Below are 25,889 nucleotides of genomic sequence, written 5' to 3'. Positions count from 1 at the left end.
CGCGGTGGATCGCAAGGCGGAGGATCGCAGCTCGTACTTGGCCGTACTCGCGCGATGCGACAACGTAGCGAGGTGCCGTAGCTGGCGTCGCGAGCCCGGCAAGATCGGCAGGATAGGGCCTAAGCTCGAATGATCGGAAAGGTGGGTGCCAGCCGCTGATGGTGTACACGTACGGGCGTACCGTCACACACTGCCCCTACTGCGGAGTCGGCTATACGGTCACCTCCGCGTGGCCCAGGGACTGTCCCGGCTGCGGGGAGACCCACTGGGCCAACCCGGTCCCCGTGGCCGTCGCCCTCCTGCCGGTGACCGGAGCTGACGGCGGCGGACTCGTGGTCGTACGCCGCGACATCGAGCCCTGCCGGGGCGAGCTGGCCCTCCCCGGCGGATACATGGAGATCGGCGAGACCTGGCAGGAGGCCGCCGTGCGGGAGCTGTGGGAGGAGACCAGGCTGACCGCGTCCGCGGCCGAGGCCACGCTGCTCGACGTGCAGAGTGCCGACCGGACGCTCAACCTGTACGCGCTCTTCCCGGCCGTGGAGGCCGGGGCGCTGCCGCCACCGGTCGCCACCGAGGAGGCCACCGAATGGCTGGTGCTCACCGCGCCCGCGCCGCTCGCGTTCCCGGGCCACACCGCGGTGACCGAGGCGTACTTCGCCGCGCACTGAGCACGTGCCGAGCGCGGGGCCGTGCGTTCAGACCACGCCGGCCCGCTGTTCCGCGGCCGGCCGGCGCCGGCCGGCCAGCGGTTCGGCCGCGGCCCACCGGCCCAGCGAGATCTCCGCCGTGATCCCCGGGCCGAAGCCGGCGATCACCCCGCGCGCCGACTCCTCGGCACCTCCGTCCTCGAACAGCCGGTCGAGGGCGTCGAAGACCACGCAGCTGGCGATGTTGCCGCGCTCGGTCAGCGTGGCCCTGCTGTAGCGGTACATCTCCGGCTCCACGCCGAGGTAGTGGCACAGATCGTCCAGGATGCGCGGGCCGCCCGCGTGGACGATGTGGAAATCAAGGCCCGACACGTCCCACTCGTGCGCGGTGGCCAGCGTCCGCAGCGCGGGCGCCAGCATCTTCATCGTGGTCGGGACCCTCTTGTCGAGCAGGAAGTGGAACCCGGTGCCCTTCACCGCGTACGAGATCCAGTCCTCGGTGTCCGGCACCAGATGCGAGCCGTTGCGCTCCAGGCGCACCCCGGTGCCGCCGCACCCCCGCACCACGGCCGCGGCGACCGCGTCCCCGAACAGGCCGTTGGACAGCAGCGAACCGACGCCGAGATCGGTCGGCTGGTAGCACAGGGAGCAGAACTCGCAGGCCACGATCAGCACGTTGGCCTGCGGGTAGGCCAGGCAGAAGTCGTGCGCGCGGTTGATGGCCGCGCCGCCCGCCGCGCAGCCGAGCTGCGCGATCGGCAGCTGTCTGGTGTCGTTCGCGAAGCCGAGGGTGTTGATGAGCCAGGCCGTCAGCGAGGGCATCATGAACCCGGTGCACGAAACGTAGACGATCAGGTCGATGTCGCGGACGCCGAGCCCCGCGTGGTCGAGCGCCCCGAAGACCACCTGCGGCACGCGGCGTTTGGCCTCGGCTTCGTAGATCCCGTTGCGCGGCTCGAATCCGGGGTGCCGCAGCGTCTCCTCGATGGGCTGCACGATATGCCGGGTGCGGACGCCGGTGTTCTCGATGAGGCGCAGGGCCAGGCCGAGCTGCGGATGGTCGGCGTGGAGCGTGCGCGCCAGCTCCAGCGTCTGCTCCATCGTGAGCACATGATCAGGTACGGCAATGGATGGCCTGCACAGAGTTGCCATGATCCCCTCCCCTTGCCGCGCGGCCACGTCCGTGGCCGTCGCGGTACCAATGGCCGAGCCAGCGGGTGCCCCCGGTCACCAGGTGACCGGAAGCTCGTACGGATAGCGCCAGATCGACTCGTCGTTCCACCGCACCTCGGCGGCCGGGACGGCGAGCGCCAGGCGCGGGAACCTGCTCAGCAGGGTGCCGATGGCCAATTGGAGCTCCATCAGGGCCAGCGGCGCCCCGATGCAGTGGTGCGCCCCCCAGCCGAAGGTCATGTGCGGCGACGGCGGCCGGTCCAGGTCCAGCCGGTCCGGGTCGGGGAAGCGGGTCGCATCCCGGTTCGCCGCGAGGTACGAGACGTGCACCGTGTCGTCCTTGCGGATCGTGACGCCGCCGACCTCCACGTCCTCGGTGGCGATGCGCGGAATCCCGACGCCCTTGCGGAACGGGATGTACCGCAGCAACTCCTCCATGGCCTGTGGCAGTTGCTCGGGCCTGGCCCGCAGCTTCGCCAGCTGCTCCGGATGTGTCAGCAGCGTGTAGGTGAGGTTGCTGAGCTGGTAGGTGCTGGTGTCGTGACCGGTCATCAGCAGCACCATGGCCATCACGGTCAGCTCGTCGGCGCCCAGCACCTCGTCCCCGTCGCGGGCGGTGGCGAGCACGCTGATCAGGTCGTCGCCCGGGTGCTCGCGGCGGCGCCGCGTGAGATCCGCGAAGTAGGCCCGCAGCTCTGCCTTCGCCCGCACGGCGCTCTCCCGCGTCGCGGCCCCGGTGTTCATCATCGCCATGGCGCGGGCGCGCAGCTCGGTCCTGTCCGCCGCCGGGATGTCGAGCACCTCGCAGATCGTCGTCAGCGGCAGCCGCGTCGACAGGTGCTCGACGAGATCGGCGGGCGGTCCGTGCTCGGCCATCCCGTCGAGCAGCTCGTCCACGATGCGCTGCGTCGCCGGCTTCATCCGCGCCACGCGGGGCGCGGTGAACGCCTGCGAGACCAGGCGGCGCAGCCGGCTGCTCTGCGGCGGATCGAGCAGGTTGATCGATTCGTCCTGCACGATCGGGGCCGGGGTCATGCGCGGGAAGTCCCGGCCCGCGACGGCGGCCCGGCTGAAGCGGCGGTCCGTGGTGACCGTTCTGACGTCCTCGTAGCGGGTGACGAGCCACGCCTCGCCCTGGCCGTAGGACATCCGGATTCTCGCGATGGGCGCCTCGGTCATGAGTTGCCGCAGCAACGGGTCGAACTCCAGCCCCTCGGCGAAGTCGAAGGGACAGGTCCACACGGTGCCGGGATTCTCCACTGGGGCGCTCCTTTCCTCGGGGACGTCATGGCAGGGCGCCGGCCGTGCCGGGCCGCGCCTGGACGAACGGTGTGTCCCCACCCGTTGCGGAGGTCATGTGCGCCGCCCGTGAAATTAACCCGTTAGAGGACAGGCAAGGTGATGTTTGTCACGGCGAACGAGGGAAGCCCGGAAGTGTCTTGACGTCTTCGCGGCAACCCCAGGTGCCCCGGACGCCATCCGCAACGGGGCCGCCGCAAGGCGGCTGCGCGAGACGGGGGCGCCTGTGATGCTCTGCTGTCGCCGCCCCGCTGACGCGAACGGGGCCCAGGCCTCGGGCCTTCAGCTCGTCAGCATCCCGTTCAGTGCATCACGCCGGAGCTCCTGCGTCAGTGAGAGGCGCTCCCGCAGCAGCCGCTCGTGTTCGTCCAGTCGCGTCATCGCGTCGGCGAAAACCTGCTGTGTTCCCGGATCGGGCAGTGCGACCGGGATCTCTTCCAATACCTGGAGAGAGATGGTCTTCATGGTCATACTTCCCGTGGAGCGGGCGTCGAGCCACTTTCGTGCCTCGGAGCTGCGGAGATACGCGGCAAGGTAATCGGCGTTGAGCTCGGCGGGGGGCCGAAGCACGAAGCAGCCGGTTCCGCAGACCCAGCCCTGCTGTTCCTCACGAACGACAGCACACCGCCCCAGCTCTCCACGGCGGGCCAGTACGACATCGCCACGGTGGAGGCGGAAGCGGTCCAGCCTCCTGGCTTTCTCTTCGGTGACGTATCTGATGCTCTCCACGCTGAAACCGCTGCCTGTCAGGTCCTTGGGCATCACGACGGGGACCCCGGCGTCCACGTAGTCATCGGCGCGGATGAGACTCCCCGAGGGACCGGCCAGGAGCAGACCCGGCGTTGCGTCACCGACTCCGCCTCCCGCGGTACCGCCGATGATATCCCGGAGCCGAACCAACGGAGTTTCCAAGCCGCTTCGGGTCAACCGCTCGCACATGCCGAAACTTCGCCGGAGGTCGCCGCTCGAACCGGACATTGCCTCGTCATGCCGATCCAGCTCATCCAGCATGCGGCTCACGTCCGCTGCCCTCGTCGGTCGCTCCTGGCCGACGCTGATGTAAAGGCGGGGGTCGAGGCTGCCCTCGTTTTTGAGGATCTCTTCGTACGCGACCGCACGCGAGAATCCTGCCTCGTCCGGCGTCGCACGAGGGGACCGCCGCCACGCGTGCAGCCGGCTGCCGATGCGGTCCACGTCCCCTGCGGTCAGTACGCGTGGCTGCCGCGGCGCCTGAACTCCGAGACGGCCGGCGTCGATGAAGAGGACGGCATTCGCCTCGCCGACGGGCCCGTGGCGGGAGTTGTCGCGAGCGAGTATCCAGATGTGCACGGGGATGGCCGTGTGGGCGAAAAGGTTCGGGGGCAACGCGATGATGCCGAGCAGCGCGCCGCTGTTGACCATGCTTCTGCGGATCTGCGCCTCCGCGCCGCTGGACCAAGCGGCTCGCGGCGGCATGATCATCGCCGCGATCCCGTTCTCGCTCAGCCGGGTCCAGGCGAGCTGGAGCCAGGCGAAATTCGCATTGGCCTCGGGCGGCGGACCGAAAGGCCAGTCGACGCCGTGGACATCCTCGATGCGCTGGTTGAAGGGCGGATTGCTCACCACCCGGTCGGCAAGGCCGACGCCTCGGCGTCGGAACAGCGACACCGGGTCCGCAACACGTACAGTCGGCCGATCGACCCCGTGGATGGCCAGGTTCATCATCGCCATCCGCGGATTGCTGTGATCCGTGGCGTACGCCTCGAAAGAAGCGCCGTCGACGCGGCCGGACCCGGTGATTCTCCGCGCGGCGGCCGCGAGCAGACCGCCGGCCCCACAGGCCGGATCAAGTATCCGGTCTCCTGGCTCCGGGGATGTCAATGCGACCAGCAGGTGTGCGACCGCACGCGGCGTGTGGAATTCCCCCGCCAGGAATGTGCCCTCCTGCACGTGGCGTTCGAGGAGCAGCTCGCCGACCTCCGGCAGACCGGCCTCGGTCAGCGTCGGACGCTGCTTCAGCGCGGTGAGGAAGGCCGCTGTCCACGGCACGTCACCGGACTCGTCGTCACCGTCGAGGAAGCCGAGGCCGAGGTTGAGGATGTCGGACACAGGGAAGCGGGTATCCCTGCCGGCGCTCCGCATGGCACCGCGCAGATCCATCAGCGGCGAGAGACCGATGCGTGCCTCCGCGACGGCTCGGGACCATCGCCTGACGAACTCGTCCTCCGGCTCGCCCTCCGCCTCGACGAATCCCGCGAGCACCAGGATCGCGAGCATGGAGGTAAGATCGCCGCTCGTGTTCCGGCCTCGCTGGAAGGGCGCGTACGCACGCCAGAGCCGGTCGACGACGATCGCGGCGCGAGTGTCGATCTCCATGATTTTTCCGTACCTCCTCATGCCACGCCGGTTCACTGAAGTTGGCTGATGACATACGCCGCTGCGGCGGCCAGCATCAGCAGGCACAGGCGCAAGGTCATGCCCGTGCTCTGCATCGCCTTTCCGAGCAGCTCGATTAAAGCCTTCACGCTGGGCCATCCCCTGTCCTCGGACCGTCAGTACTGCGCAGCATCGCTGCGCACCTCCCGCCAACGCGATCCCCGGCGCCATGAGGCGCAGGGGAGGATGAACGGACAGGAATGTAGCAGCACTCGACGACAGGGGTCCGCCGCAACGGCGTCGCATCCGCCGGGCAGACACCGGGTGCGCAGTGAGACTGCGCACCGTCACGCCGGCGAGACCGCTGCTCATGGACGCGCAGGGGCTGCACCACACCGGGGCGTCGGCAGCAGGAACAGTCCGAGATGTGTCGCGGACCACAACCGCCGTGTGTCCAGGAGGGCTGCCCCACCGCCCCGCGGTAATGCCGGGCATCTCCACCGGCGTTGATACCGCCGCCGCACAGAGGTGGGGCCCCGACGGGACCGACCAGCCGGACGGGGCACTCTCAGTGGGCCGCGGGCTGGCCGGTGGGCTCGGCGTCGCCGAGGTTGTCCGGCAGCCGCAGGCCCTCGCGCAGCGGTACCAGCTCGGACTGAAGGACGAGCGCCGCGGCGCCGATCGCGGGCGCGGTCGCCGCGGAGCGGGAGAGGCGGACCGGCACGGAGTGCGTGGCACGGGAGAAGAACGCCCGGTCCAGCTCCTCCTGGACCACGGGGAGGTAGATGGAACCGGCGATGGCCAGGCTCGGGCCGGTCAGGACGAGCTGCTCCAGGTCCATGACGTTGGCCAGGGTGCGCGCGGCGACCGCCAGGTAGCGCGCCGAGCGCTCCAGCAGCGCCCTGGCGCGCTGGTCGCCGCGCAGCGCGGCGCGGGTGATGGCCGCGAAGTCCGCGACGCGCCGCGGCCGTTCGCCGGTGCTCGCGAGGCCGGCGGAGCGGGTGAGGTCCGCGTCGGCCAGGGCCGCGCCGACGACGGCGCCCGGCCCGGCCAGCTGCTCGGTGCAGCCGCGCGCCCCGCACCAGCAGTCAGGGCCCGCGACGTCGAGACAGATGTGCCCGATCTCCCCCGCGTTGCCGCCCGCGCCGCGGTAGGTCACGCCGTTGATCATCAGTCCCGCGCCGATGCCCGTGCCCATGTAGATGGCGGCGAACGTGGCGGTGCCGCCGACGTCCCCCGACCAGTGCTCGCCGAGCGCGGCGGCGGTGGCGTCGTTGTCCAGGACGACCGGGAGGCCGACGGCCGTGCCCAGTTCGCGGTCGAGGGGGAAGCTTTTCCAGTGCCGCATCGCCGGTGGCGTCAGGGGCATTCCGCCGGTCTGGTTCAAGGGGCCGGGAGCGACGAGCCCGAGGCCCAGTATCCTGCTTCGGTCGATGCCGGCGCCGTCGATCAGCGCGTCGACTTCTGTCGCGATCCTGGCCACCACGACCGGGGGGTCGTCGGCGCCGACACCCGCGCGGGACATCCGGGCGACCACCGATCCGCCCAGGTTGGTGAGCACGTAGGTGAGTCCCGCGTGATCCAGATGCACGCCGACAGCGAACCGGGAGGACTGGTTGAGCTGTAGCAGCACGCGGCGCTTGCCGCCGGTGGACTCCGCCCGCCCTGTTTCCAGGACGAGTCCGTCGTCGATCAGCCGCCGGACCACCGTCGAGATCGTCGCGCCGGTGAACCCGGTGGCCTTGACGAGCCCGACGCGGCTGATGGTTCCGGCCGCACGGATCACGTCGAGGACCGCAGCCCGGCTGCTGGCGTGGGGAGTGGCCCCCGCTGGTCCGCTCACTGAGTCCTCCGCATCGTTCACGGGAGTTGGCGACTTCGTGGCGCAGCCCCGTGGTAACGCTGCGCGTTGCTTAGTTTATTTGCCTGACGAACGAGTTTGCCAGAGTCTCCCTCGAGCGGTGACGACGTATCCTGATTTGTTGCGCAAGGTGGTCTTGTGACCGCGCAGCGTGGCGAGCATGATTCACACACGTCGTTGTCTGTTCGTGTCTTTAGAGGGTTGACTTTGTTAATTCGGCGGCTTAACAATCACATACCCCCGGGTGACTCCGCCCATGCCCCAAAGGTGGGGCAGGCCATGAGAGGAACGAAGCATGTCCTTGCACGCAAGGTGGCGGCGCGTACGAACAGCGGCGATAGGAGCGGTGACGATCGGGCTGCTGGCCGTCGGTTGCGGCGGTTCCAGCAACGGCGGTTCGAGCACTGACAGCGACACCCTGATCGTCTACACCGGTCTCGCCGGCGACTGGCCGCGTGTCTTCAACCCGTACCTGCCGACCGTGTCGGAGGGGCCGGGCACGATCTTCGAGCCGCTGTTCTTCTACAACATCGCGCGGCAGGACGACCCCGCGCCCCGCCTCGGCACCGAATACGCGTGGAACGAGGACGGCACCGAGCTGTCCATCACCCTCAGGGAGGGTGTCGAGTGGTCGGACGGCGAGCCGTTCACCGCCGACGACGTGGCCTTCACCCTGAACATGCTGCTGGAGCACGAGGCCCTCAACACCCAGAACTTCCAGGGCGAGCCCACCGTCGTCGACGACACCCACCTCACCGTGTCGTTCGACGAGCCCGCCTACATGAAGGCGCCCGACCTGCTCGGCAAGACCTGGATCGTGCCCGAGCACATCTGGTCGCAGATCGAGGACCCGGCCACCGACCAGATCCAGGAGCCCATAGGCACCGGCCCCTTCGCCCTGACGGACTTCAACCCGCAGGCGTTCACGCTGAGTGCCAACGAGACCTACTGGGACGGCGCCCCGGCTCTGCCCGAAGTCCGTTACGTGGCCCTCTCCGGCAACCAGGCCGGTGCCGATGCGCTGGCCGCCGGCGAGATCGACTGGCAGACCGGCCCCGTGCCCGACATGGAGAACTTCGAGCAGAACCACCCGGGTTACAAGTCCATCACGGTCAACGCCTTCCAGATGGTGCTGGACACCTGCTCCAACCCGGACCTCGGCTGCACGGGACCGCAGACCGACCCGGCCGTGCGGCAGGCGATCTACTACGCCATGGACCGCGAGCAGCTGAACGCGCTGGCCTTCCAGAACACCGCCGCCGAGATGTCCCCCGGGTTCGCGCTCCCCGAGCGTGACGCCGGCTACCTCTCCGCGGACCTGGAGAACCAGACCGTGCCGATGAACGCCGACGTGCAGCAGGCCCAGGAGATCCTGGAGGGCGCCGGCTGGACCATGGGCGGCGACGGCATCTACGAGAAGGACGGCGAGAAGCTGTCCCTGACCGTGCGCGTGGTGACCGGCTGGACCGACTACATCACCGCCGTCAACACCATGTCCGAGCAGCTGAAGGAAGCCGGCATCGAGCTGACGCCGCAGCCCGCCTCGAACAACGAGACGATGGACGCCCGCGGCCGCGGTGACTTCCAGCTCCAGATCGACTCGCTGTACCCGGGCCCGACGCCTGACCCGTACTACGTGTACAACAACTTCTTCAACAGCGACAACACGGTTCCGGTCGGCGAGTCCGCCAACCCGAACTTCTCCCGCTACTCCAACCCGGCCGTCGACGAGGCCATCAGCGAGCTGAACCAGATCGACCCCGTCGACACCGAGGCGCGGCAGCAGCACTACGACACGATCCAGGCCGAGATCGAGCGGGACATGCCGTACATCCCGATCCTGCTCGGCGGCACCACCAGCCAGTTCAACTCGGAGAAGTTCACCGGCTGGCCGACGGACGTGAACCTGCACGCGTACCCCGCGGTGTGGCAGCGTCCCGACCAGGCGCAGATCTACCGCAGCCTCGAACCGGCTGGCGAGTGACGTAAATCCATGAGGTACTACGCCCGGAAGCTCGGGTTCTACCTGGTCGCCCTGTGGGCGGCCCTGACCCTGAACTTCTTCATTCCTCGAATGATGCCGGGCAACCCGGTCGACACGCTGCTGGCGAAGCTCCAGCAGCGTGGCGGCTCGGTTGGCCCCGACGTCCGCGAGTCCTACGAGCTGATGCTCGGCACGGACACGGGCGATGCACTGTGGAACCAGTACTTCTCGTACCTGGGCAACATGTTCCGCGGCGATCTGGGGGTGTCCGTCAGTGTCTTCCCCGAGGAGGTCACCACGGTCATCTCGCAGTCCCTGCCCTGGACGATCGTCCTGGTCGGCATCGCGACCTTCCTGTCGTTCCTGGTGGGCGTTGTGCTCGGCATGGTGGTGGGCTGGAAGCGCGGCACCTGGCTCGACTCGCTGATCCCGGCCACCACCGTGCTCTCGGCCGTGCCGTACTTCTGGCTCGCGCTGATCTTCGTGATGATCTTCTCCACGTCACTGGCCTGGTTCCCGCTCAACGGCGGCTACGACGTCGCGCTCGCGACCGGCTGGAACTGGGAGTTCATCAACTCCGCGATCTACCACGGCTTCCTGCCGGCGCTGACGATCGTCGTCTCCTCCGTCGGCGGCTGGCTGCTCGGCATGCGGAACATGATGGTCTCGACGATGTCCGAGGACTACATCCTGACCGCACAGGCCAAGGGACTGCGCAACAGGCGGATCATGACCCGCTACGCCGCGCGGAACGCGGTCCTGCCCTCCGTGGCCGGCTTCGCGATCTCCCTCGGCTTCGTTGTCTCCGGCTCGATCATCACCGAACAGGTCTTCTCATATCCCGGCATCGGAGGAAAGCTGCTCCAGGCCGTGGAGAACAGCGACTACGCCCTGATGCAGGGGATCTTCCTGATCATCACGGTGGCGGTGCTGGCCGCCAACCTGGTCGTCGACCTGCTGTACGGCTTCATCGACCCGCGTACCCGAGTCGAGAACTGACCAGGAAGGAGCAGGCATCGTGACCAATCTCAGCCCGCTCACCGGCAGCGCCGACGAGAGCGCGGCCGCGGCGGCCCCCGTCAAGTCTGCATCCGCGCCACCGTCCCGCGGCCGCAGCGGCATGCGCGCGCTGCTGCCGAGCTGGTCCCCCAAGCTCGTCATCGGCCTCGTCCTGGTCCTCGGCATCACGCTGTTCGCCATCATCGGCCCGTGGCTGGTGGGCGACCCGGACGCCATCGACAGCATCGGCATGACCGAGCCGAGCGGCGAATACTGGCTCGGCACCACGCAGACCGGCCAGGACGTGTTCGCACAGCTGGCGCACGCCGTCCGCGGCTCGCTGCTGGTGGGCCTGGTGGTCGGCATCCTGGCGACCATCCTGTCCGCCCTCTTCGGCATCATCGGCGGGTACGTCGGCGGCGCGGTCGACGAGGGCTTCTCGCTGCTGTCCAACGTCATGCTGGTCATCCCCGGCCTGCCGCTGGTCATCGTCATCGCCGGGTTCGTCCCGCCGCAGGACCGCGGCTGGTGGACCGTCGCGCTGGTGCTCGCCATCACCGGCTGGGCCGCCGCCGCGCGCGTGCTGCGCGCCCAGACACTGTCCCTGCGCAACCGCGACTACGTGGCCGCGGCCCGGGTCGCGGGCGAGAAGCGGTGGCGCATCGTCTCGGTGGAGATCCTGCCGAACCTGCTGCCGCTGCTCGCCTCGCAGTTCGTCTTCGCCGTGATCGCGGCGATCCTCGCCGAGGCCGGCCTGTCGTTCCTCGGCCTCGGCGCGGCCAACTCCCACACGCTGGGCACCATGCTGTACTACGCCCAGAACGGCTTCGCCCTCCAGTACGAAGCCTGGTGGTGGTTCGGCCCGCCCGGTCTGATGATCGCGCTCTTCGGCTGTGGTCTTTCGCTGATCAACTTCAGCATCGACGAAATCATCAACCCCAAGCTGCGGGTGCCCAAGCCGGTGGCCGCGAAGGGCGGCACCCCGCCCCCGGTCGCCCCGCCCGCCCCCGTCACGGGTGCCGCGGCCCAGGCGCCGCCCGCGCCCGCGCGGGCGGCGGACGGCCGGGACGTGGTGCTGTCCGTCCGGGATCTCAACGTCATCTACCAGACCGAGAACCCGGTGCACGCGGTCAAGGACGTCTCCATCACCCTGGGCCGCGGGGAGATACTCGGCCTGGCCGGCGAGTCCGGCTGCGGCAAGACGACCCTGGCCTATGCCGTGAACCGGCTGCACCGCCCGCCGGCCGAGGTCGCCTCCGGTTCGGTGATCTTCCACGACCGGGACGGCGGCGACATCGACCTGCTGGCTCTGGACGCGGAGGAGCTGCGCCAGTTCCGCTGGGCGAAGCTGTCGATGGTCTTCCAGGGCGCGATGAACTCGCTCAACCCGGTGATCTCCATTCACGAGCAGCTCGACGACGTGCTCACCACGCACAAGCCGGACATGTCCAAGCAGGCCAGGCGCGAACGCTGCGAAGAGGTCCTGCGCCTGGTGCGCGTCGACCCCACCCGGCTCGACTCCTTCCCGCACGAGCTCTCCGGCGGCATGCGCCAGCGGGTCATGATCGCCATGGCGATGCTGCTCGACCCGCAGGTCATGATCATGGACGAGCCCACCACGGCGCTCGACGTCGTCGTGCAGCGCGGCATCCTGCGGGAGATCATCCGGCTGCGGGACGAGCTGGGTTTCGCCGTCGTCTTCATCACGCACGACCTGCCGATGCTGCTCGAACTGAGCGACCGCATCGCGGTGATGAGGGCGGGCGAGGTCGTCGAGTACGCGCCCGCGGAGCAGATCTACGAACGCCCCGAGCATCCGTACACCCGTCAGCTGCTCGGCTCCTTCCCGAGCCTGACCGGCGAACGCGGCGCGTTCATCCGCACCGGCGAGTCGTCGCCACTTACGAAGAACGAGGGAGCGCCGCGATGACCGCTCTTGAGGTCCGCGACCTGGTCAAGGACTACCCCATCCGTTCGGGCCTGCGGTCCTCCCGCCTGCGCGCGGTGGACCACGTCTCCTTCACCCTCACGCCCGGCAGGACCGTGGCGCTGGTGGGGGAGTCGGGCTCGGGGAAGTCGACCGTGGCCAAGATGATCGCCCGCCTGGAGAAGCCGACCGGCGGCGCGATCGTCGCCACCAAGGACGACGGCCGTCCGGTCGGGGACCGGGAGTACCGGGATCACGTGCAGATGGTCTTCCAGGACCCTTTCGCGTCGCTGAACCCGTTCCACACCATCGAGCACCACCTGGCCAGGCCGCTGCGGCTGCACGGCAGGACCAAGGGGCGAACGGACACCAGGCGCCAGGTCGAGCAGCTGCTCGAACGCGTCAACCTCACGCCCGCGCACGCCATCGCCCCGCGCCGCCCGCACGAGCTGTCGGGCGGCCAGCGCCAGCGTGTCGCCATCGCGCGGGCGCTCGCGCCCGGCGCGCAGGTGGTGGTGGCCGACGAGCCGGTCTCCATGCTCGACGTCTCCATCCGGCTCGGCGTGCTCAACCTGCTCGCCCGTCTCCAGCGCGAGGACCGTCTCGCGGTGCTCTACATCACCCACGACCTCGCCACCGCGCGGCACTTCTCCGACGAGATCCTGGTGATGTACCGCGGGCACGTCGTCGAACGCGGCCCAGCGGACGACGTCATCCTCACGCCGCAGCACTCCTACACCAAGCTGCTCGCCGCGGCCGCGCCGAACCCGGAGGAGCGCGGCCGGTCCCTGGCGGAAGGGGTGGGCGCGATCGACGAGGCGGACCTGACCCGGATGTTCGACCACCACACCAAGTCGTGGCATCCGTTCGAGAAGGCCGCCCCCATCGCCGCGGCCCTGGCCAACCCGGCCGGAGGGAAGCAGTGATGGCGGCCAGGACCCTGCTGACCTGGCGCGGCGGCGACGCGCGCCTGGTGCTCGGCGTGGGCGGCGACCTGCCGGTGGCGCTGCTCTCGCTGCGCCCCGGCGCGGCCGGCGCCGCGCCCCCGCCCGACGAGGCGGCGGCCCCGCCGCTGGTGGAGCTCCAGTTGCTGGGGCACGGCCGGTTCCCGGGCAGCCACCGGTACGCGGACACCTGCGTGGGCGCGCGGCTGCGGTACGTGCGGCACACGGAATCGACCGGCGCCGCGGGTGCGGAGCTGCGGGTCACACAGGGCGACGAGGTCACCGGGCTCACCGTCACCACCGTGTTCGTCGCGGCCGAGGGCGTGCCCGCGGTTCGCGTGTGGACCGAGGTGGGCCTGGACGCGGGCGCGGACGAGGTGCGGCTCCAGGCCGTCACCTCGGTGGTGACCGGCGCCTTCCTGGCCGACGCGGGGCGCACCGTGGACGAGGTCGACGTGGTCTGCGCCGACTCGGACTGGGTGGCCGAGTCGCGGTGGCGCCGTGCGCCGCTGCGCGCGTGCGGACTGATCGCGATGGACCCCGAGGTGCACCACCACGCCTCGCGCAGCCGGTTCCCCGTCACCTCCCGCAGTTCGTGGTCCACCGGGGAGCGGCTGCCCACCGGCGCCGTGGTGGCGGGCGACGACTCCTGGGCCATGGCCTGGCAGATCGAGCACAACGGCGCCTGGCACTGGGAGTTGGGGGAGCGCAAGACGGGCGCGTACCTGGCGCTGCTCGGCCCGACCGACGCGGAGCACCAGTGGAACACGGTGGTGACGGCGGAACGCGGCTTCACCACCGTCCCGGTGTCCCTGGCGGTCGCCGCCGGCGGGGTGGAGGAGGCGTTCGGCGCCCTGACCCGGCAGCGCCGGGCCCTGCGCGCCGGCCGCCCGAGCGACCTGCCGGTGATCTTCAACGACTACATGAACACCCTGATGGGCAGCCCGACGACGGCCAAGCTGCTGCCGCTGATCGACGCGGCGGCGCAGGCGGGTGCGGAGTACTTCTGCATCGACGCCGGCTGGTACGACGAGGACGGCCGCTGGTGGGACAGCGTGGGGGAGTGGCGCCCCTCGGCGACCCGCTTCCCCGGCGGTCTCGGCGAGGTCGTGGACCGCATCAGGGACCGCGGCATGGTGCCCGGCCTGTGGCTCGAGCCCGAAGTGGTGGGCGTCCGCTCGCCGATGGCGGAACGGCTGCCCGACGAGGCGTTCTTCCAGCGGTACGGCGAGCGCGTCGTGGAACATGGCCGCTACCACCTCGATCTGCGCCACCCCGCGGCGCGGGCCCACGTGGACGGGATCGTCGACGGGCTGATCGAGGAATTCGGCGTCGGCTTCTTCAAGTTCGACTACAACATCATGCCAGGCCCCGGCACCGACCTGGGCGGTTCCGCACCGGGCGAGGGGCTGCTCGCGCACAACCGGGCGCATCTGGAGTGGCTGGACGCCCTGCTGGCGCGGCACCCGGATCTGCTCATCGAGAACTGCGCCTCGGGTGCGATGCGCATGGACTACGCCATGCTGTCCAGGCTGCACCTCCAGTCGACGTCCGACCAGCAGAATCCGCTGCTCTATCCGCCGATCGCCGCCGCGGCCCCGGCCTCGGTGCTGCCGGAGCAGGCGGGGAACTGGGCGTACACGCAGCCGGAGATGTCCGTGGAGGAGTCGGCGTTCACGCTGGCGACCGGCGTCCTCGGGCGGCTGTACCTCTCCGGGCACCTCAATCGCATGACGCCGGAGCAACTGGCGCTGGTCGGCGAGGCGGTGGCCGTGCACAAGGAGCTGCGCGAGGAGATCGCCACGGCGCTGCCGTTCTGGCCGCTGGGCCTCACCGCGGAGGCGGGCCCGTGGGTCGCGATGGGCCTCCGACCGCAGGAGCCCGCGGGGAGCACGCTGCTGACGCTGTGGCGCCGGCCGGGCGCAGAGCCGGAGCTGACCGTTCCGGTGCCGCATCTGCGGGGCGTGGACGTCACCCCCGAGGTGCTCTTCCCCGGCCCCGGCACCGGCGCCGCCGAGTGGACACTGGCATGGGACGCGGCATCGGGCGTACTGCGCCTGACGAGCCCGGACACCGGGCCCGCGGTCACCGCCCGGGTCGTCCGGCTCCGCTGAGGCGCCGGGTGCCGCCCGGCGTTCCCCGGCCCCGCCACCGCGGGGCCGGGGAACGCCGGGCCGGACGGCTAGGCCGTGGCGCGCAGCAGGACCAGGCGCTCCGGGAAGAGGACCGGGGCCTGCAACCCGGCCTCGGCCAGGGCCCTGCCCGGCAGGTGGACCCCCTCGGGCGTCCACCACGGCAGGGGAACGCCCCACCGCGCGGCGTTGCCGTCGGTCACGTCGCCGGGCGGCAGGGGATGGACGTGGTACGTGACGTCGGGGCGCAGCCCCGGCAGCCGGACCGGTCCTGGCGGGTACAGCTCGGACGTGGCCGAGGCGACGATCGCGAACACCGCGTCGGAGCCGTCCTCGGCGACCACGCCGGTCACGTCGTAGGCGGGGTCCGCGTGGTCGGCGTGCACGGCCGTACCGGTGTGCAGCAGTCCGCGCAGCTCCTTGTAGAGGGCGACCCACGCGCCGAGCCGCGCCAGGTCGTCCGTGTCGGCGCGGGTGAGGTCCCACTCGATGCCGAAGTGGCCGAACAGCGCCGTTCCGGCGCGGAAGTCCAGCGGGTGGCGCCGGTGGGTGGTGTGGGCCAGCCCCGCGCCGACGTGGGTGCCCATGAGTTCGAACGGGATCAGGGCGTTGGTCCAGCGCTGGATGCGCTGCCGCTCCAGGGCGTCGATGCAGTCGGAGACCCAGACCCGGTCGGTGCGCTCCAGGATTTCCAGGTCCACCCGTCCGCCGCCGGAGGAGCAGGACTCGATCTCGACGTCCGGGTGGCGGCGGCGCAGCTCGTCCATGAGCCGGTAGACGGCGTGTGTCTGGTCGTGCACGCCGGCGCGGCCGTCCGGCTGGTGCCCGGCCTCGACGAGGTCGCGGTTGTGGTCCCACTTGAGATAGGAGACGGGGTAGGTGGTGAGGAGGTCGTCCAGTCGTTCCAGTATGTACGCGAACGCCTCCGGCCTGGCCAGGTCGAGGACCTGCTGCGCGCGGGCCGCGCCGGGCAGCCGGCCGCCGGTGGCCATGATCCAGTCCGGGTGGGCGCGGGCGAGGTCGGAGTCCTCGTTGATCATCTCGGGCTCGACCCAGATACCGAACTGCATGCCGAGTCCGGTCACATGGTCGGTCAGCGGGCCGAGCCCGTCGGGCCACACCTCGTCGGAGACGTACCAGTCGCCCAGGCCGCGGCGGTCGTTGCGGCGGGAGCCGAACCAGCCGTCGTCCAGGACGAACCGTTCCGCGCCGACCGCCGCCGCCGCGTCGGCCAGGCTGCGCAGGCGGGTGAGGTCGTGGTCGAAGTAGACGGCCTCCCAGGTGTTGACGACCACCGGCCTGGGCCCGGACGGGTGGTGCGGGCGGGCGCGCAGGTGGCGGTGGAAGCGGGCCGACACCTCGTCAAGTCCGTTGCCGTGCGCCCCGTACTGCCAGGGGGTGGTGTAGGAGGCGTCCGGTGCGAGCGTGACCTCGCCGGACAGCAGGAGTTCGCCCGAGCCGAGCAACGAGACGGAGTGGAAGGTGCGTTCGGCGAAGGTGCGGTGGTTGCCGGACCAGGCGGTGTGCACCGCCCAGACGCGTCCGGAGCGGTTGCCGAAACCGGCGGTGCCGGCCGCGAGCAGGTAGGCCGCGTCGTATCCGGTGCGCCCGGTGCGGTTTTCGCGCACGCGCAGGCCGTGGGTGAACGGGGTGCGCTGCGGGCTGCGTTCGCGCAGGTGATGGCCCGTGAAGTCGAGGAGTTCCGTCGCGTCGGGCGGCACGGGGAGGGTGAGGTTCACCGCGTCGACGGCGAACGGGCCGGTGCCGCGGTTGGTCACCGTGGCGCGCTGGCGCACCAGTCCCTGCGCGGTGAGTTCGACGGTGAGCTCCAGGCCGAGGGCGGCGACGGGGTCGTGTGCCGTCACCTCGAGCCGCCCGCCGTTGCCCGTTCCGTCGTCGTCGAGGTCCGCGCCCGTGACGCGGAAGGCGGTGGAGAAGTCGGCGCCGCCGCGGTTGCCGACCAGGCCGGGGGTGCCCAGCCAGCCGGCGGACTGCTCCGGCAGGACGGCGACGTCGACGGGGCCGTCGACCGAGAAGCCGATGGGCTGCGGCCTGGCGGCGAGCCGCAGCGCCGCCAGCGCCGCCTGGTCCAGCGGACCGAGGTCGGCGCCCCAGTGCACCACGCGGGGGAGCGTGCCGCCGGAGAGGTCGAGCACGAGGCCGACGCCTGCGCTCCGCAGGTGGATCAGACCGGGCTCGGCGAGGGGGACGGATGAAGGTGCCACGTGGATCTGCGTCCTTCGCTGATCGATGGTGTGCTGGTTTGTTGACTCTGTTGACTTACTTTATTCGGCTGCATAAGAATCTCTACCCGGTTCGAGCAGATAACTTCCAGGGAGTGTTCAAGGATGATCCGCCACGCGTTGCATGACGGTTGGCACCTGACGGCGGCTGCCGGGCCGGTACCCGAGCACATCGCGGGTCGCACCGTGCCCGCGCAGGTCCCCGGGAGCGCCCACCTCGACCTGCTGGCGCAGGGGCTGATCCCCGACCCGTATCTGGACCGGGCCGAGGAGGAGCTGGCCTGGGCGCACCGCACCGACTGGCGCTACGCCACCACCGTCACGGCCGGTCCCGCCGCCGCCGACGAGCGCGTCGACCTCGTCTTCGAGGGCCTGGACACCGTCGCAGACATCCAGTTCGGCGGCCAGGCGCTCGGCACAGTCGCCAACATGCACCGCTCCTACCGCTTCGACGTCCGCGAGCTGCTGACCGGCCGGGAGACCGACCTCGTCGTCACCTTCCGCTCCGCGCTCGCCTACGCGGAGGAGATCCAGGAGCGGCTCGGCTCGCGGCCCCGCGCCTACCCGCACCCCATGAACACCATCCGCAAGATGGCGTGCAGTTTCGGCTGGGACTGGGGACCTGACCTCCAGACCGCGGGCATCTGGAAGCCCGTCCGCCTCGAACGCTGGCGCGTCGCCCGCCTCGCCGAGGTGCGCCCCCTGGTCACCGTCGCCGAGGACGGCACCGGCCGCGCCGAGGTGCACGCCGTCATCGAACGCTCAGGACTCGGCGAGGACACCGAACTGGCGCTCACCGCCACGGTCGACGGCCGCACCGTCACCGCCGTCGTCCCGGCCGGTGCCACCACCGCGCAGGTCACCGTCGAGGTGCCGGACGCGCGCCTGTGGTGGCCCGTGGGCCACGGCGACCAGCCCCTGTACGACCTGGAGATCGGCCTCGCCGCCGGCGGCCGGGCCGGGACGCCCCTGCACACCGTCGAACGCCGCATCGGCTTCCGCACCATCACCGTCGACACGACGCCCGACGAGCACGGCACCCCGTTCACCTTTGTCGTCAACGGCCGGCCGGTCTTTGCCAAGGGCGCCAACTGGATTCCCGACGACCACTTCCTGACCCGCATCACCCGTGAACGCCTGGAGCGCCGCGTCGACCAGGCCGTCGGCGCGCACATGAACATGCTCCGGGTCTGGGGCGGCGGCATCTACGAGACCGAGGACTTCTACGACGTCTGCGACGAGCGCGGCATCCTCGTGTGGCAGGACTTCCTTCTCGCCTGCGCGGCCTACCCCGAGGAGGAGCCGCTGTGGGGCGAGTTCGAGGCCGAGGCCCGCGAGAACGTGGCCCGCCTGACCTCTCACCCCTCGCTCGCCCTGTGGAACGGCGGCAACGAAAACCTGTGGGGCTGGATGGACTGGGGCTGGCAGGAGGAGCTGAAGGACCTCAGCTGGGGCCTGCGCTACTACACCGAGCTGTTCCCCCGCATCGTCGCCGAGCTCGACCCCACCCGCGCCTACGCCGACGGCAGCCCCTACAGCCCGCGTTTCGCGCCGCAGGAGATGCACCCCAACGAGCAGGACCACGGCACCCGGCACGAGTGGGCGGTGTGGAACCGCGTCGACTACACCCACTACCGCGACCACATCCCGCGGTTCTGCTCCGAGTTCGGCTTCCAGGGCCCGCCGACCTGGGCCACCCTCACCCGGTGGATCCACGACGAGCCGATGACGCCGACCTCGCCCGGTTTCCTGCTGCACCAGAAGGCCGAGGACGGCAACGGCAAGCTCGACCGCGGCATGGCCCCGCACCTGCCCGAGCCGCGGACCTTCGAGGACTGGCACTGGGCGACCCAGCTCAACCAGGCCCGCGCCGTCGCCTTCGGCATCGAGCACTTCCGTTCGCACTGGCCCCGCACCGCGGGCTCCCTGGTCTGGCAGCTCAACGACTGCTGGCCGGTGACCTCCTGGGCCGCCGTCGACGGCGACGAGCGGCCCAAGCCGCTGTGGTACGGGCTGCGCCACGCCCACGCCCCGCGCCTGCTGACCGTCCAGCCCCGGGACGGCCGCCCGACGCTGGTGACGGTCAACGACACCGACGAGCCCTGGAACGGGCAACTGCTCCTGAAGCGGCTGTCGTTCGCGGGCGAGGTGCTGGACAGCGCTACGATTTCCCTTGACGTCTCGGCGCGTTCCGTCGCCGAGATCGAGCTGGCCGACTCGCTGCTCAAGCCGGCCGACGCGGCACGGGAGGTGCTGGTGGCAACCGCGGAAGGGACCCGTGCGGTCCATCTCTTCGCCGAGGACCGGGATCTCGCCTACGATCCGCAGGCGCTGACGGCCGAGGCGGTCGCCGTGCCCGGCGGCTACCGGGTCGACGTGCGGGCCACTTCCTTCGCCCGGGACGTCGCGATCCTGGCCGACCGGGTGGCGCCCGACGCGCAGGTCGACGACATGCTGGTGCCGGTCCTGCCCGGCGAGACGCGGTCCTTCACCGTCCGCACCGAGGCCGACCTCGACCCGGCACTGCTGACGGGGCCGCTGGTGCTGCGCAGCGCGGGATCGCTCCACTCGGTGCCGGCCTAAGTGAACCGGACCGAAGCCATCGGGTTGGTGCTCGCCCGGCCCGCGCGACTGCTCGGCGTGGAACCGTTCTTCATGGAGTTCATCGCCGGGATAGAGGAGAAGCTGGCGGAACGCGGCCTCTCCGTGCTGCTCCACGTCGTCGCCGCGCACGACGAGGAGATCGCCACCCACCAGCGGTGGTCGGAGCGCCGGCTCGTCGACGCGGTCGTCGTGGTCAACCTGACCGACGGCGACCGCCGTCCGGCGGTACTCGCCGAGCTGGGGCTGCCGGCCGTCATGGTCGGCGCCTGGGACGGCGGGCCGGACACCCCCGCGGTGATCACCGACAACGAGGGCCCGGTTGGCGAGGCGCTCGGCGTGCTCCTCGGCCTCGGACACCGGCGCCTGGCGCGCGTCACCGGGCCCGCGGAGCTGGTGCACACCAAGGCGCGGACGGCCGCTATGCGGACGGGCTGCCGGGCGGCGGGCATCGAGCCGGTGCTGCTCGAGGGCGACTACTCGGCGGAGGTCGGCGCCAAGCTGACCGCGCAACTGCTGCGCCGCCAGGACCGGCCGACGGCCATCCTGTACGACAACGACGTGATGGCCGTCGCCGGGCTCGGCGTCGCCAAGGACCTCGGCATCGCCGTGCCGGACGAGCTGTCCCTGATCGCCTGGGACGATTCGACGCTGTGCCGCCTGGCCTCGCCCGCGCTCTCGACCATGAGCGTCGACGTGCATCAGTTCGGCATCTTCGTCGCCGAATCCGTGCTGGAACTGCTCGACGGGGGCCCCGTGAACCGGCGGTGGTCGCCGCCCGCCCGGTTCACGGCCCGCGGCACCACCGCACCGGCGCCGTCCGGCGGCTGAGCGCCCGCCCCCGCGCCCCCGCTCCCGCCCCTGCGCCCCCGCCGTCACGAGGCAGGCGTGGGGGCGGTCTGCTCCTCGTCCTCGGCCGGCAGGCGGCGCGTGGCGCGCTCCGCCGTGCCGACCGCCCAGCGGCCCGTCGTCACCACGCCGAGGATCAGCACGACGATGCCGCAGCCGGCGATGACCCACAGGCCGGCCGTCCGCGACCCGGCGACGAGCACCGTGCCGACCACGGCGACGCCGAGCGCGGAGCCCACCTGGCGGCCGGTCGAGGCGATGCCCGCGGCCACGCCCGACTGCGCCCGCGGCATGCCCGTGACCGCGGTGTTGGTGATCGGGGCGTTCACCAGACCGAAGCCGATCCCGAACGTCACGTACGCCGTGAACAGCACCGGCAGCGGCGTGCCCGCGTCCAGGCCGGTCAGCAGGAAACCGCTGAAGGCAATGGCGATCCCGGCCGGGACCAGCGGCACCCGCGGCCCGATACGGCCCACCAGGTACCCGGACAGCGGCGCGAAGAACAGGGTCATGCCGGCCATCGGCAGCAGGTACAGGCCCGCCTCCAGCGCCGACAGGCCGCGCGTGTCCTGGAGGTAGAGCGTGTTGAGGAACAGGAAGCCGCCGAGCGCGGCAAAGGCCGCCATGGCGATGACGAACGCGCCGGTGAAGGGCGCGCTCCGGAAGAACCGCAGTTCGAGCAGCGGCTCGCGGCGGCGCGGCTCGTACACCAGCAGAGCGGCCAGCGCGCCGAGGGTGACGGCGAAGCACCCCAGCATCACCGGCGAACCCCACCCGTCGTGCCCGCCCTCGATGATGCCGAACGTCAGCGAGCCCAGCAGCACGATCACCAGCAGCTGCCCGACCGGGTCGATGCGGCGCGGCCTGGCGGCGCGCGATTCGGGCACGTAACGGGCGGTGAGGAACAGCGCGGCCAGGCCGATGGGCAGGTTCAGCCAGAAGATGGCCCGCCAGCCGAAGGCGTGGGTCAGCGCGCCGCCCAGGATCGGGCCGATCGCCATGGAGATCCCCACCACCCCGCCCCACACCCCGATGGCGCGGGCCAGCTCGCGCGGCTCGCGGAAGGTGTTGGTGATGATCGACATGGCCACCGGGTTCAGCATCGAGCCCCCGACGGCCTGCGCCGCCCTGAAGACGATCAGCCAGCCGAGGCCGGGCGCCAGCGCGCACAGCAGCGAACCGGCCGTGAAGAGCACAAGACCCGTCCGGAAGACCCGCCGCCGGCCGATCCGGTCCGCCGTCGAGCCCGACAGCATGAGGAAGGAGGCCAGCACCACGGTGTAGATGTCGACCGTCCACTGGAGCCCCGAGACGTCCGCACCGAGCTCCTGCCGCAACGACGGCAGCGCAACGTTCAGTGCGGTCACGTCCAGGCTGACGATCAGCAGGCTCATGCAGCAGATCGCCAGCACCAGGTACGGTCGGGGCCGGCCGGGGCTGTCAGGCATGGGCATGTCTTATCAGGCCGCGCGGGGTAGCGGCGGGAGGAGCGGGGAATCCCAGGAGGGAATAGCGGCCCCCCGCGCAGCGTTGGGCCCACCTCGGCACACCTGCCGACCGCCGACCGCCGACCCAGGAGGGCCCGTGCCCGACGCCACTCCCGAGACCCACGTCATCGCCTACCGCGCGGCGGAAGCGCTCCTCGAAGCCCGCGACCCGCGCGGGGCCCTGAAGCTGCTCGACCCGCTGATCACCGTGCACCCGGAGAACACCGCGGCCCGCCTGCTGCGCGCCCGCGCCTTCTTCCTGGGCGCCCAGCTCCGCCTGGCCGAGCTGGAGTTCCAGCTCGTGCTGGAGCGCGAGCCGGACAACTCCTTCGCGCACTTCGCGCTGGGCAGGACCCTGGAGCGCGCCGGCCGTGACGCCGAGGCGCTGCGGCACTTCCGGCTCGCCGCGGCGCTCGACCCGCGCCCCGACTACGTGGCCGCCGCCCGCTTCGAAGAGACCCCCTGAGGTCGGGGAGACCCCCTGAGGCCCGCCCGCTCCGTGCACAAGCCAGAATGGCGGGCATGGATGCGAACGAGGCACGCGCGGCGGCGGCGGACTGGGTGGCGCGTCACGGCCGCGGGCTGCCGGGTTTCCACGGCGCCTACTTCAGCGGATCGACGATCGCCCTGGCGCCGGACGACCCCGTTCCGCCGGGCTCCGACGTCGACATCGTGCTCGTCGTCGACGATCAGGACCCGGGGCCCAAACCCGGTAAGTTCCTGTACCGCGGCGCGCTCCTCGAAGTCACCCTGCTGCCCGCGGAACTGCTGGCCTCGGCCGAGGACGTGCTGTCCCAGCACCACCTCGCGCCCTCCCTGCGCACCGACACACTCATCGCCGACCCCACGGGCCGCCTGCGCGCCCTGCACGAGGAGGTCGCCCGCCGCTTCGCCGAGCCCCACTGGGTGCGCCGCCGCTGCGCGTCCGCGCTGCGGCTCGTGGAGAACGGACTCGGCGGCCTCGACACCACGGCCCCCTGGCCGCAGGCCGTCACGGCCTGGCTGTTCCCCACCGGCGTCACCACGCAGGTGCTGCTCGTCGCGGGGCTGCGCAACCCCACCGTGCGGCTGCGGTATGCGGCGGTCCGCGAACTGCTCGCCGAACACGGCCTCCTGGACCGCCACGAGGAGCTGCTCGCCCTCCTCGGCAGCGCCGCCCTCACCGCCGGGCGCGCCGAGCACCACCTGCATGCACTGGCCCGCACCTTCGACGCCACCGCGGCCGTGGCCCGCACCCCGTTCTTCTTCAGCTCCGACATCACCCCGGCGGCGCGGCCCATCTCGATCGACGCCATCCTCGGCCTGATCCGCGCCGGTCTGCACCGCGAGGTCGCCTTCTGGATAGCGGCGACGTTCGCCCGCTGCCACACCATCCTCGACGCCGACGCGCCCGAGGCGCTGCGCCGCGATCACGCGGGGCCCTTCGCGGACTTCCTCGCCGACCTCGGCATCACCTCGGCCGCCGACCTGGCGTCCCGTGCCAAGGACGTCCTGGCCTATCTGCCCGTGCTGACGGAGACGACGGAGGCCGTCCTTCACGCGACGGTCGGCTCGTCGAGCTGACGCCGCACCGCCGCCACGATCGCCGCGGCGTCGATCCCCGCGTCGCGCAGCTGCTCCTCGGGGCTCGCCGAGCCCGGCATCGTCTCCACCGCCAGCCGGATCAGCCGCGGAACGGGCCGCCCGTCGGTGAACGCGTCCAGCACCGCGTCGCCGATGCCGCCCTCCGGGCGATGGTCCTCGACCGTCAGCAGGCAGCCGGTGGCCTCCGCGGCCTCAAGCAGCGCATGCGCGTCGACGGGCTTCACCGAGTACAGGTCGAGCACGCGCACCCGGATGCCGTCCGCCGCCAGCCGGTCGGCCGCGGTCAGCGCCTCGTGCACCGTCACCCCGGCGGCCACCACGGTCAGCCGGTCCTCGTCGGAGGAACGCAGCAGCTTGCTGCCGCCCACCGGGAACCCCTCGTCGGGGCCGTAGATCACCGGGCCGGCGCCGCGGGACGTCCGCAGGTACCTGATGCCGCCGCCGTCGGCCATGGCGGCCACCAGCTTCGCCGTCTGGTTGCCGTCGCACGGGTACAGCACCGTGCTGCCGTGCACCGAGCGGAACATCGCCAGGTCCTCAAGCCCCATCTGGGAGGGGCCGTCCTCGCCGATGGCCACCCCGGCGTGCGACCCGGCCAGGCTGAGGCTGGCGCGGCTCACCGCGGCCATGCGGATGAAGTCGTGCGCCCGGGTGAGGAACGCGGCGAACGTCGAGGCGAACGGCGTCCAGCCGCGGACCTGCATGCCCACCGCCGTGGCCACCAGCTCCTGTTCCGCGATGTAGCACTCGAAGAACCGGTCGGGGTGCTGCTTGGCGAAGAACGCCGACCGCGTGGAGTCGCTGACCTCGCCGTCCAGCGCGACCACGTCGCCGCGGTCGGCGCCCACGGCGGCCAGCGCCTCCCCGTACGCGTTGCGGGTGGCGACCTGCTCGCCCTTCGACCAGCGCGGCAGGTCGGCGTGCACCCCGTGCGCCTGCCGGGGAGCGGTGGTCGCGGCCGGCCGTTCCACCTCGATCCGCAGCTCGCGGACCCCGCCCAGCTCGGCTATCGCCTCGTCGGTGTCCGGCACCGGCTTGCCGTGCATGCCCTCCCGGTCCTGCACGGCGGACACGCCGCGGCCCTTCTGCGTGCGGGCCAGGACGACCGTCGGCCGGTCGGTGACGCCGGCCGCCTCGGTGTAGGCGGCGTCGATCGCCGCCGGATCGTGGCCGTCCACCTCGACGGTGTGCCAGCCGAACGCGTCGGCGCGGCGCGCGTACGCGTCCAGGTCCCACTGGTGGCGGGTCGGGCCGCGCTGGCCGAGGCGGTTGACGTCGACCACGAGCGTCAGGTTGGACAACTGCTCGAACCCCGCGTGCTCGAACGCCTCCCAGTTGGAGCCCTCGGCCAGCTCGCTGTCCCCGCACAGCACCCACACCCGGTACGGCATGGGGTCGAGCCGGCGCCCCGCCAGCGCGATGCCGACGCCCACGGGCAGCCCCTGCCCGAGAGAGCCGGTCGCGACGTCCACCCACGGCAGCCTGGGCGTGGGATGCCCCTCCAGGCGGCTGCCCGAGGCGCGGAAGGTCATCAGCTCCTCGTCCGTGATCGCCCCGGCCGCCTTGTACGCGGCGTACAGCAGCGGCGACGCGTGCCCCTTGGACAGGATCAGGTGGTCGTTGCCCGGATGGTCGGGCCAGTCGAAGTCGTACCGCAGGTGGCGTGCCAGCAGCACGGCCATCAGGTCCGCCGCGGACATCGACGAGGTGGCGTGCCCGGACGCGGCGTGCGACGTGGCACGCACCGCGTCCACGCGGAACTGCTGCCCGAGCTCGGCCAGGTCCTGGTCAGTGGTCATGCGGT

The 25,889-nt window shown here is 71.2% G+C and carries 17 protein-coding genes; 10 read left to right on the top strand and 7 right to left on the bottom strand.

Annotated features, from left to right (window positions below; all coding sequences use genetic code 11):
- Positions 1-158: 158 nt before the first annotated feature.
- Positions 159-668 carry an NUDIX domain-containing protein gene (locus tag STBA_RS03330; protein WP_077057794.1) on the top strand — a complete coding sequence of 170 codons (510 nt, stop codon included), beginning with the start codon at positions 159-161 and terminating at the stop codon, positions 666-668.
- 27 nt (positions 669-695) lie between these two features.
- Here the strand turns inward: STBA_RS03330 and STBA_RS03325 are convergent, their stop codons facing one another.
- The 4 genes from STBA_RS03325 to STBA_RS03310 all read right to left on the bottom strand — a co-directional run bounded on the left by STBA_RS03325 (position 696) and on the right by STBA_RS03310 (position 7,317).
- On the bottom strand, positions 696-1,799 hold the full coding sequence (locus tag STBA_RS03325) for a type III polyketide synthase (RefSeq protein ID WP_077057793.1): 1,104 nt from the start codon (positions 1,797-1,799) through the stop codon (positions 696-698).
- 75 nt (positions 1,800-1,874) lie between these two features.
- Entirely contained in the window at positions 1,875-3,080 is a 1,206-nt protein-coding gene (locus STBA_RS03320) for a cytochrome P450 (protein WP_077057792.1), read from the bottom strand.
- A 321-nt stretch (positions 3,081-3,401) separates the two neighbouring features.
- Positions 3,402-5,474, bottom strand: coding sequence for an N-6 DNA methylase (locus STBA_RS03315; RefSeq protein WP_077063077.1), 2,073 nt, complete (start codon positions 5,472-5,474; stop codon positions 3,402-3,404).
- Between the two features lie 568 nt (positions 5,475-6,042).
- Positions 6,043-7,317: an ROK family transcriptional regulator gene (locus STBA_RS03310; protein ID WP_077057791.1), complete on the bottom strand. Its 1,275-nt coding sequence runs from the start codon at positions 7,315-7,317 to the stop codon at positions 6,043-6,045.
- 313 nt (positions 7,318-7,630) lie between these two features.
- Between STBA_RS03310 and STBA_RS03305 the strand changes: the two genes are divergently transcribed.
- The 5 genes from STBA_RS03305 to STBA_RS03285 are packed head-to-tail and all read left to right on the top strand — an operon-like array spanning position 7,631 to position 15,303.
- Positions 7,631-9,319 (top strand): ABC transporter substrate-binding protein, encoded by a 1,689-nt coding sequence (locus STBA_RS03305; protein WP_077057790.1) that lies wholly within the window; start codon positions 7,631-7,633, stop codon positions 9,317-9,319.
- A gap of 9 nt (positions 9,320-9,328) precedes the next feature.
- Positions 9,329-10,318, top strand: coding sequence for an ABC transporter permease (locus STBA_RS03300; protein WP_077057789.1), 990 nt, complete (start codon positions 9,329-9,331; stop codon positions 10,316-10,318).
- A 19-nt stretch (positions 10,319-10,337) separates the two neighbouring features.
- Positions 10,338-12,248 (top strand): dipeptide/oligopeptide/nickel ABC transporter permease/ATP-binding protein, encoded by a 1,911-nt coding sequence (locus STBA_RS03295; protein WP_077057788.1) that lies wholly within the window; start codon positions 10,338-10,340, stop codon positions 12,246-12,248.
- The gene (locus tag STBA_RS03290) at positions 12,245-13,171 is read left to right on the top strand and encodes an ATP-binding cassette domain-containing protein (RefSeq protein ID WP_077057787.1); all 927 of its coding nucleotides are present in this window, start codon (positions 12,245-12,247) and stop codon (positions 13,169-13,171) included. Before STBA_RS03295 ends, STBA_RS03290 begins: the two co-directional genes overlap by 4 nt.
- Positions 13,171-15,303, top strand: a complete 2,133-nt coding sequence (locus STBA_RS03285; protein WP_077057786.1) for a glycoside hydrolase family 36 protein — start codon at positions 13,171-13,173, stop codon at positions 15,301-15,303. Before STBA_RS03290 ends, STBA_RS03285 begins: the two co-directional genes overlap by 1 nt.
- 68 nt (positions 15,304-15,371) lie before the next feature.
- Here the strand turns inward: STBA_RS03285 and STBA_RS03280 are convergent, their stop codons facing one another.
- Positions 15,372-17,546 carry an alpha-galactosidase gene (locus STBA_RS03280; protein WP_077057785.1) on the bottom strand — a complete coding sequence of 725 codons (2,175 nt, stop codon included), beginning with the start codon at positions 17,544-17,546 and terminating at the stop codon, positions 15,372-15,374.
- 123 nt (positions 17,547-17,669) lie between these two features.
- Between STBA_RS03280 and STBA_RS03275 the strand changes: the two genes are divergently transcribed.
- Both STBA_RS03275 and STBA_RS03270 read left to right on the top strand, forming a co-directional pair.
- A complete protein-coding gene (locus tag STBA_RS03275; RefSeq protein ID WP_077057784.1) occupies positions 17,670-20,147 on the top strand; it encodes a glycoside hydrolase family 2 protein in 2,478 nt (825 codons plus the stop codon).
- A complete protein-coding gene (locus tag STBA_RS03270; protein ID WP_077057783.1) occupies positions 20,148-20,996 on the top strand; it encodes a substrate-binding domain-containing protein in 849 nt (282 codons plus the stop codon).
- Between the two features lie 44 nt (positions 20,997-21,040).
- Here STBA_RS03270 and STBA_RS03265 read toward each other — a convergent pair whose 3' ends face one another.
- On the bottom strand, positions 21,041-22,462 hold the full coding sequence (locus STBA_RS03265; RefSeq protein ID WP_077063076.1) for an MFS transporter: 1,422 nt from the start codon (positions 22,460-22,462) through the stop codon (positions 21,041-21,043).
- Between the two features lie 136 nt (positions 22,463-22,598).
- On the opposite strand from STBA_RS03265, the gene STBA_RS03260 reads away from it, so the two are divergent.
- On the top strand, positions 22,599-22,967 hold the full coding sequence (locus STBA_RS03260; RefSeq protein ID WP_077057782.1) for a tetratricopeptide repeat protein: 369 nt from the start codon (positions 22,599-22,601) through the stop codon (positions 22,965-22,967).
- Between the two features lie 56 nt (positions 22,968-23,023).
- Positions 23,024-24,064 carry a hypothetical protein gene (locus STBA_RS03255; RefSeq protein WP_077063075.1) on the top strand — a complete coding sequence of 347 codons (1,041 nt, stop codon included), beginning with the start codon at positions 23,024-23,026 and terminating at the stop codon, positions 24,062-24,064.
- Here the strand turns inward: STBA_RS03255 and STBA_RS03250 are convergent.
- The gene (locus tag STBA_RS03250; protein WP_077057781.1) at positions 24,037-25,884 is read right to left on the bottom strand and encodes a transketolase; all 1,848 of its coding nucleotides are present in this window, start codon (positions 25,882-25,884) and stop codon (positions 24,037-24,039) included. The genes STBA_RS03255 and STBA_RS03250 overlap by 28 nt on opposite strands.
- Positions 25,885-25,889 lie beyond the last annotated feature (5 nt).

The organism is Streptomyces sp. MP131-18, assembly GCF_001984575.1.
In the GTDB taxonomy this organism is placed as follows: Bacteria; Actinomycetota; Actinomycetes; order Streptomycetales; family Streptomycetaceae; genus Streptomyces; species Streptomyces johnsoniae.
Note: the sequence above shows the minus strand (reverse complement) of the source record. Positions and strands in the feature narration are given on the sequence as shown.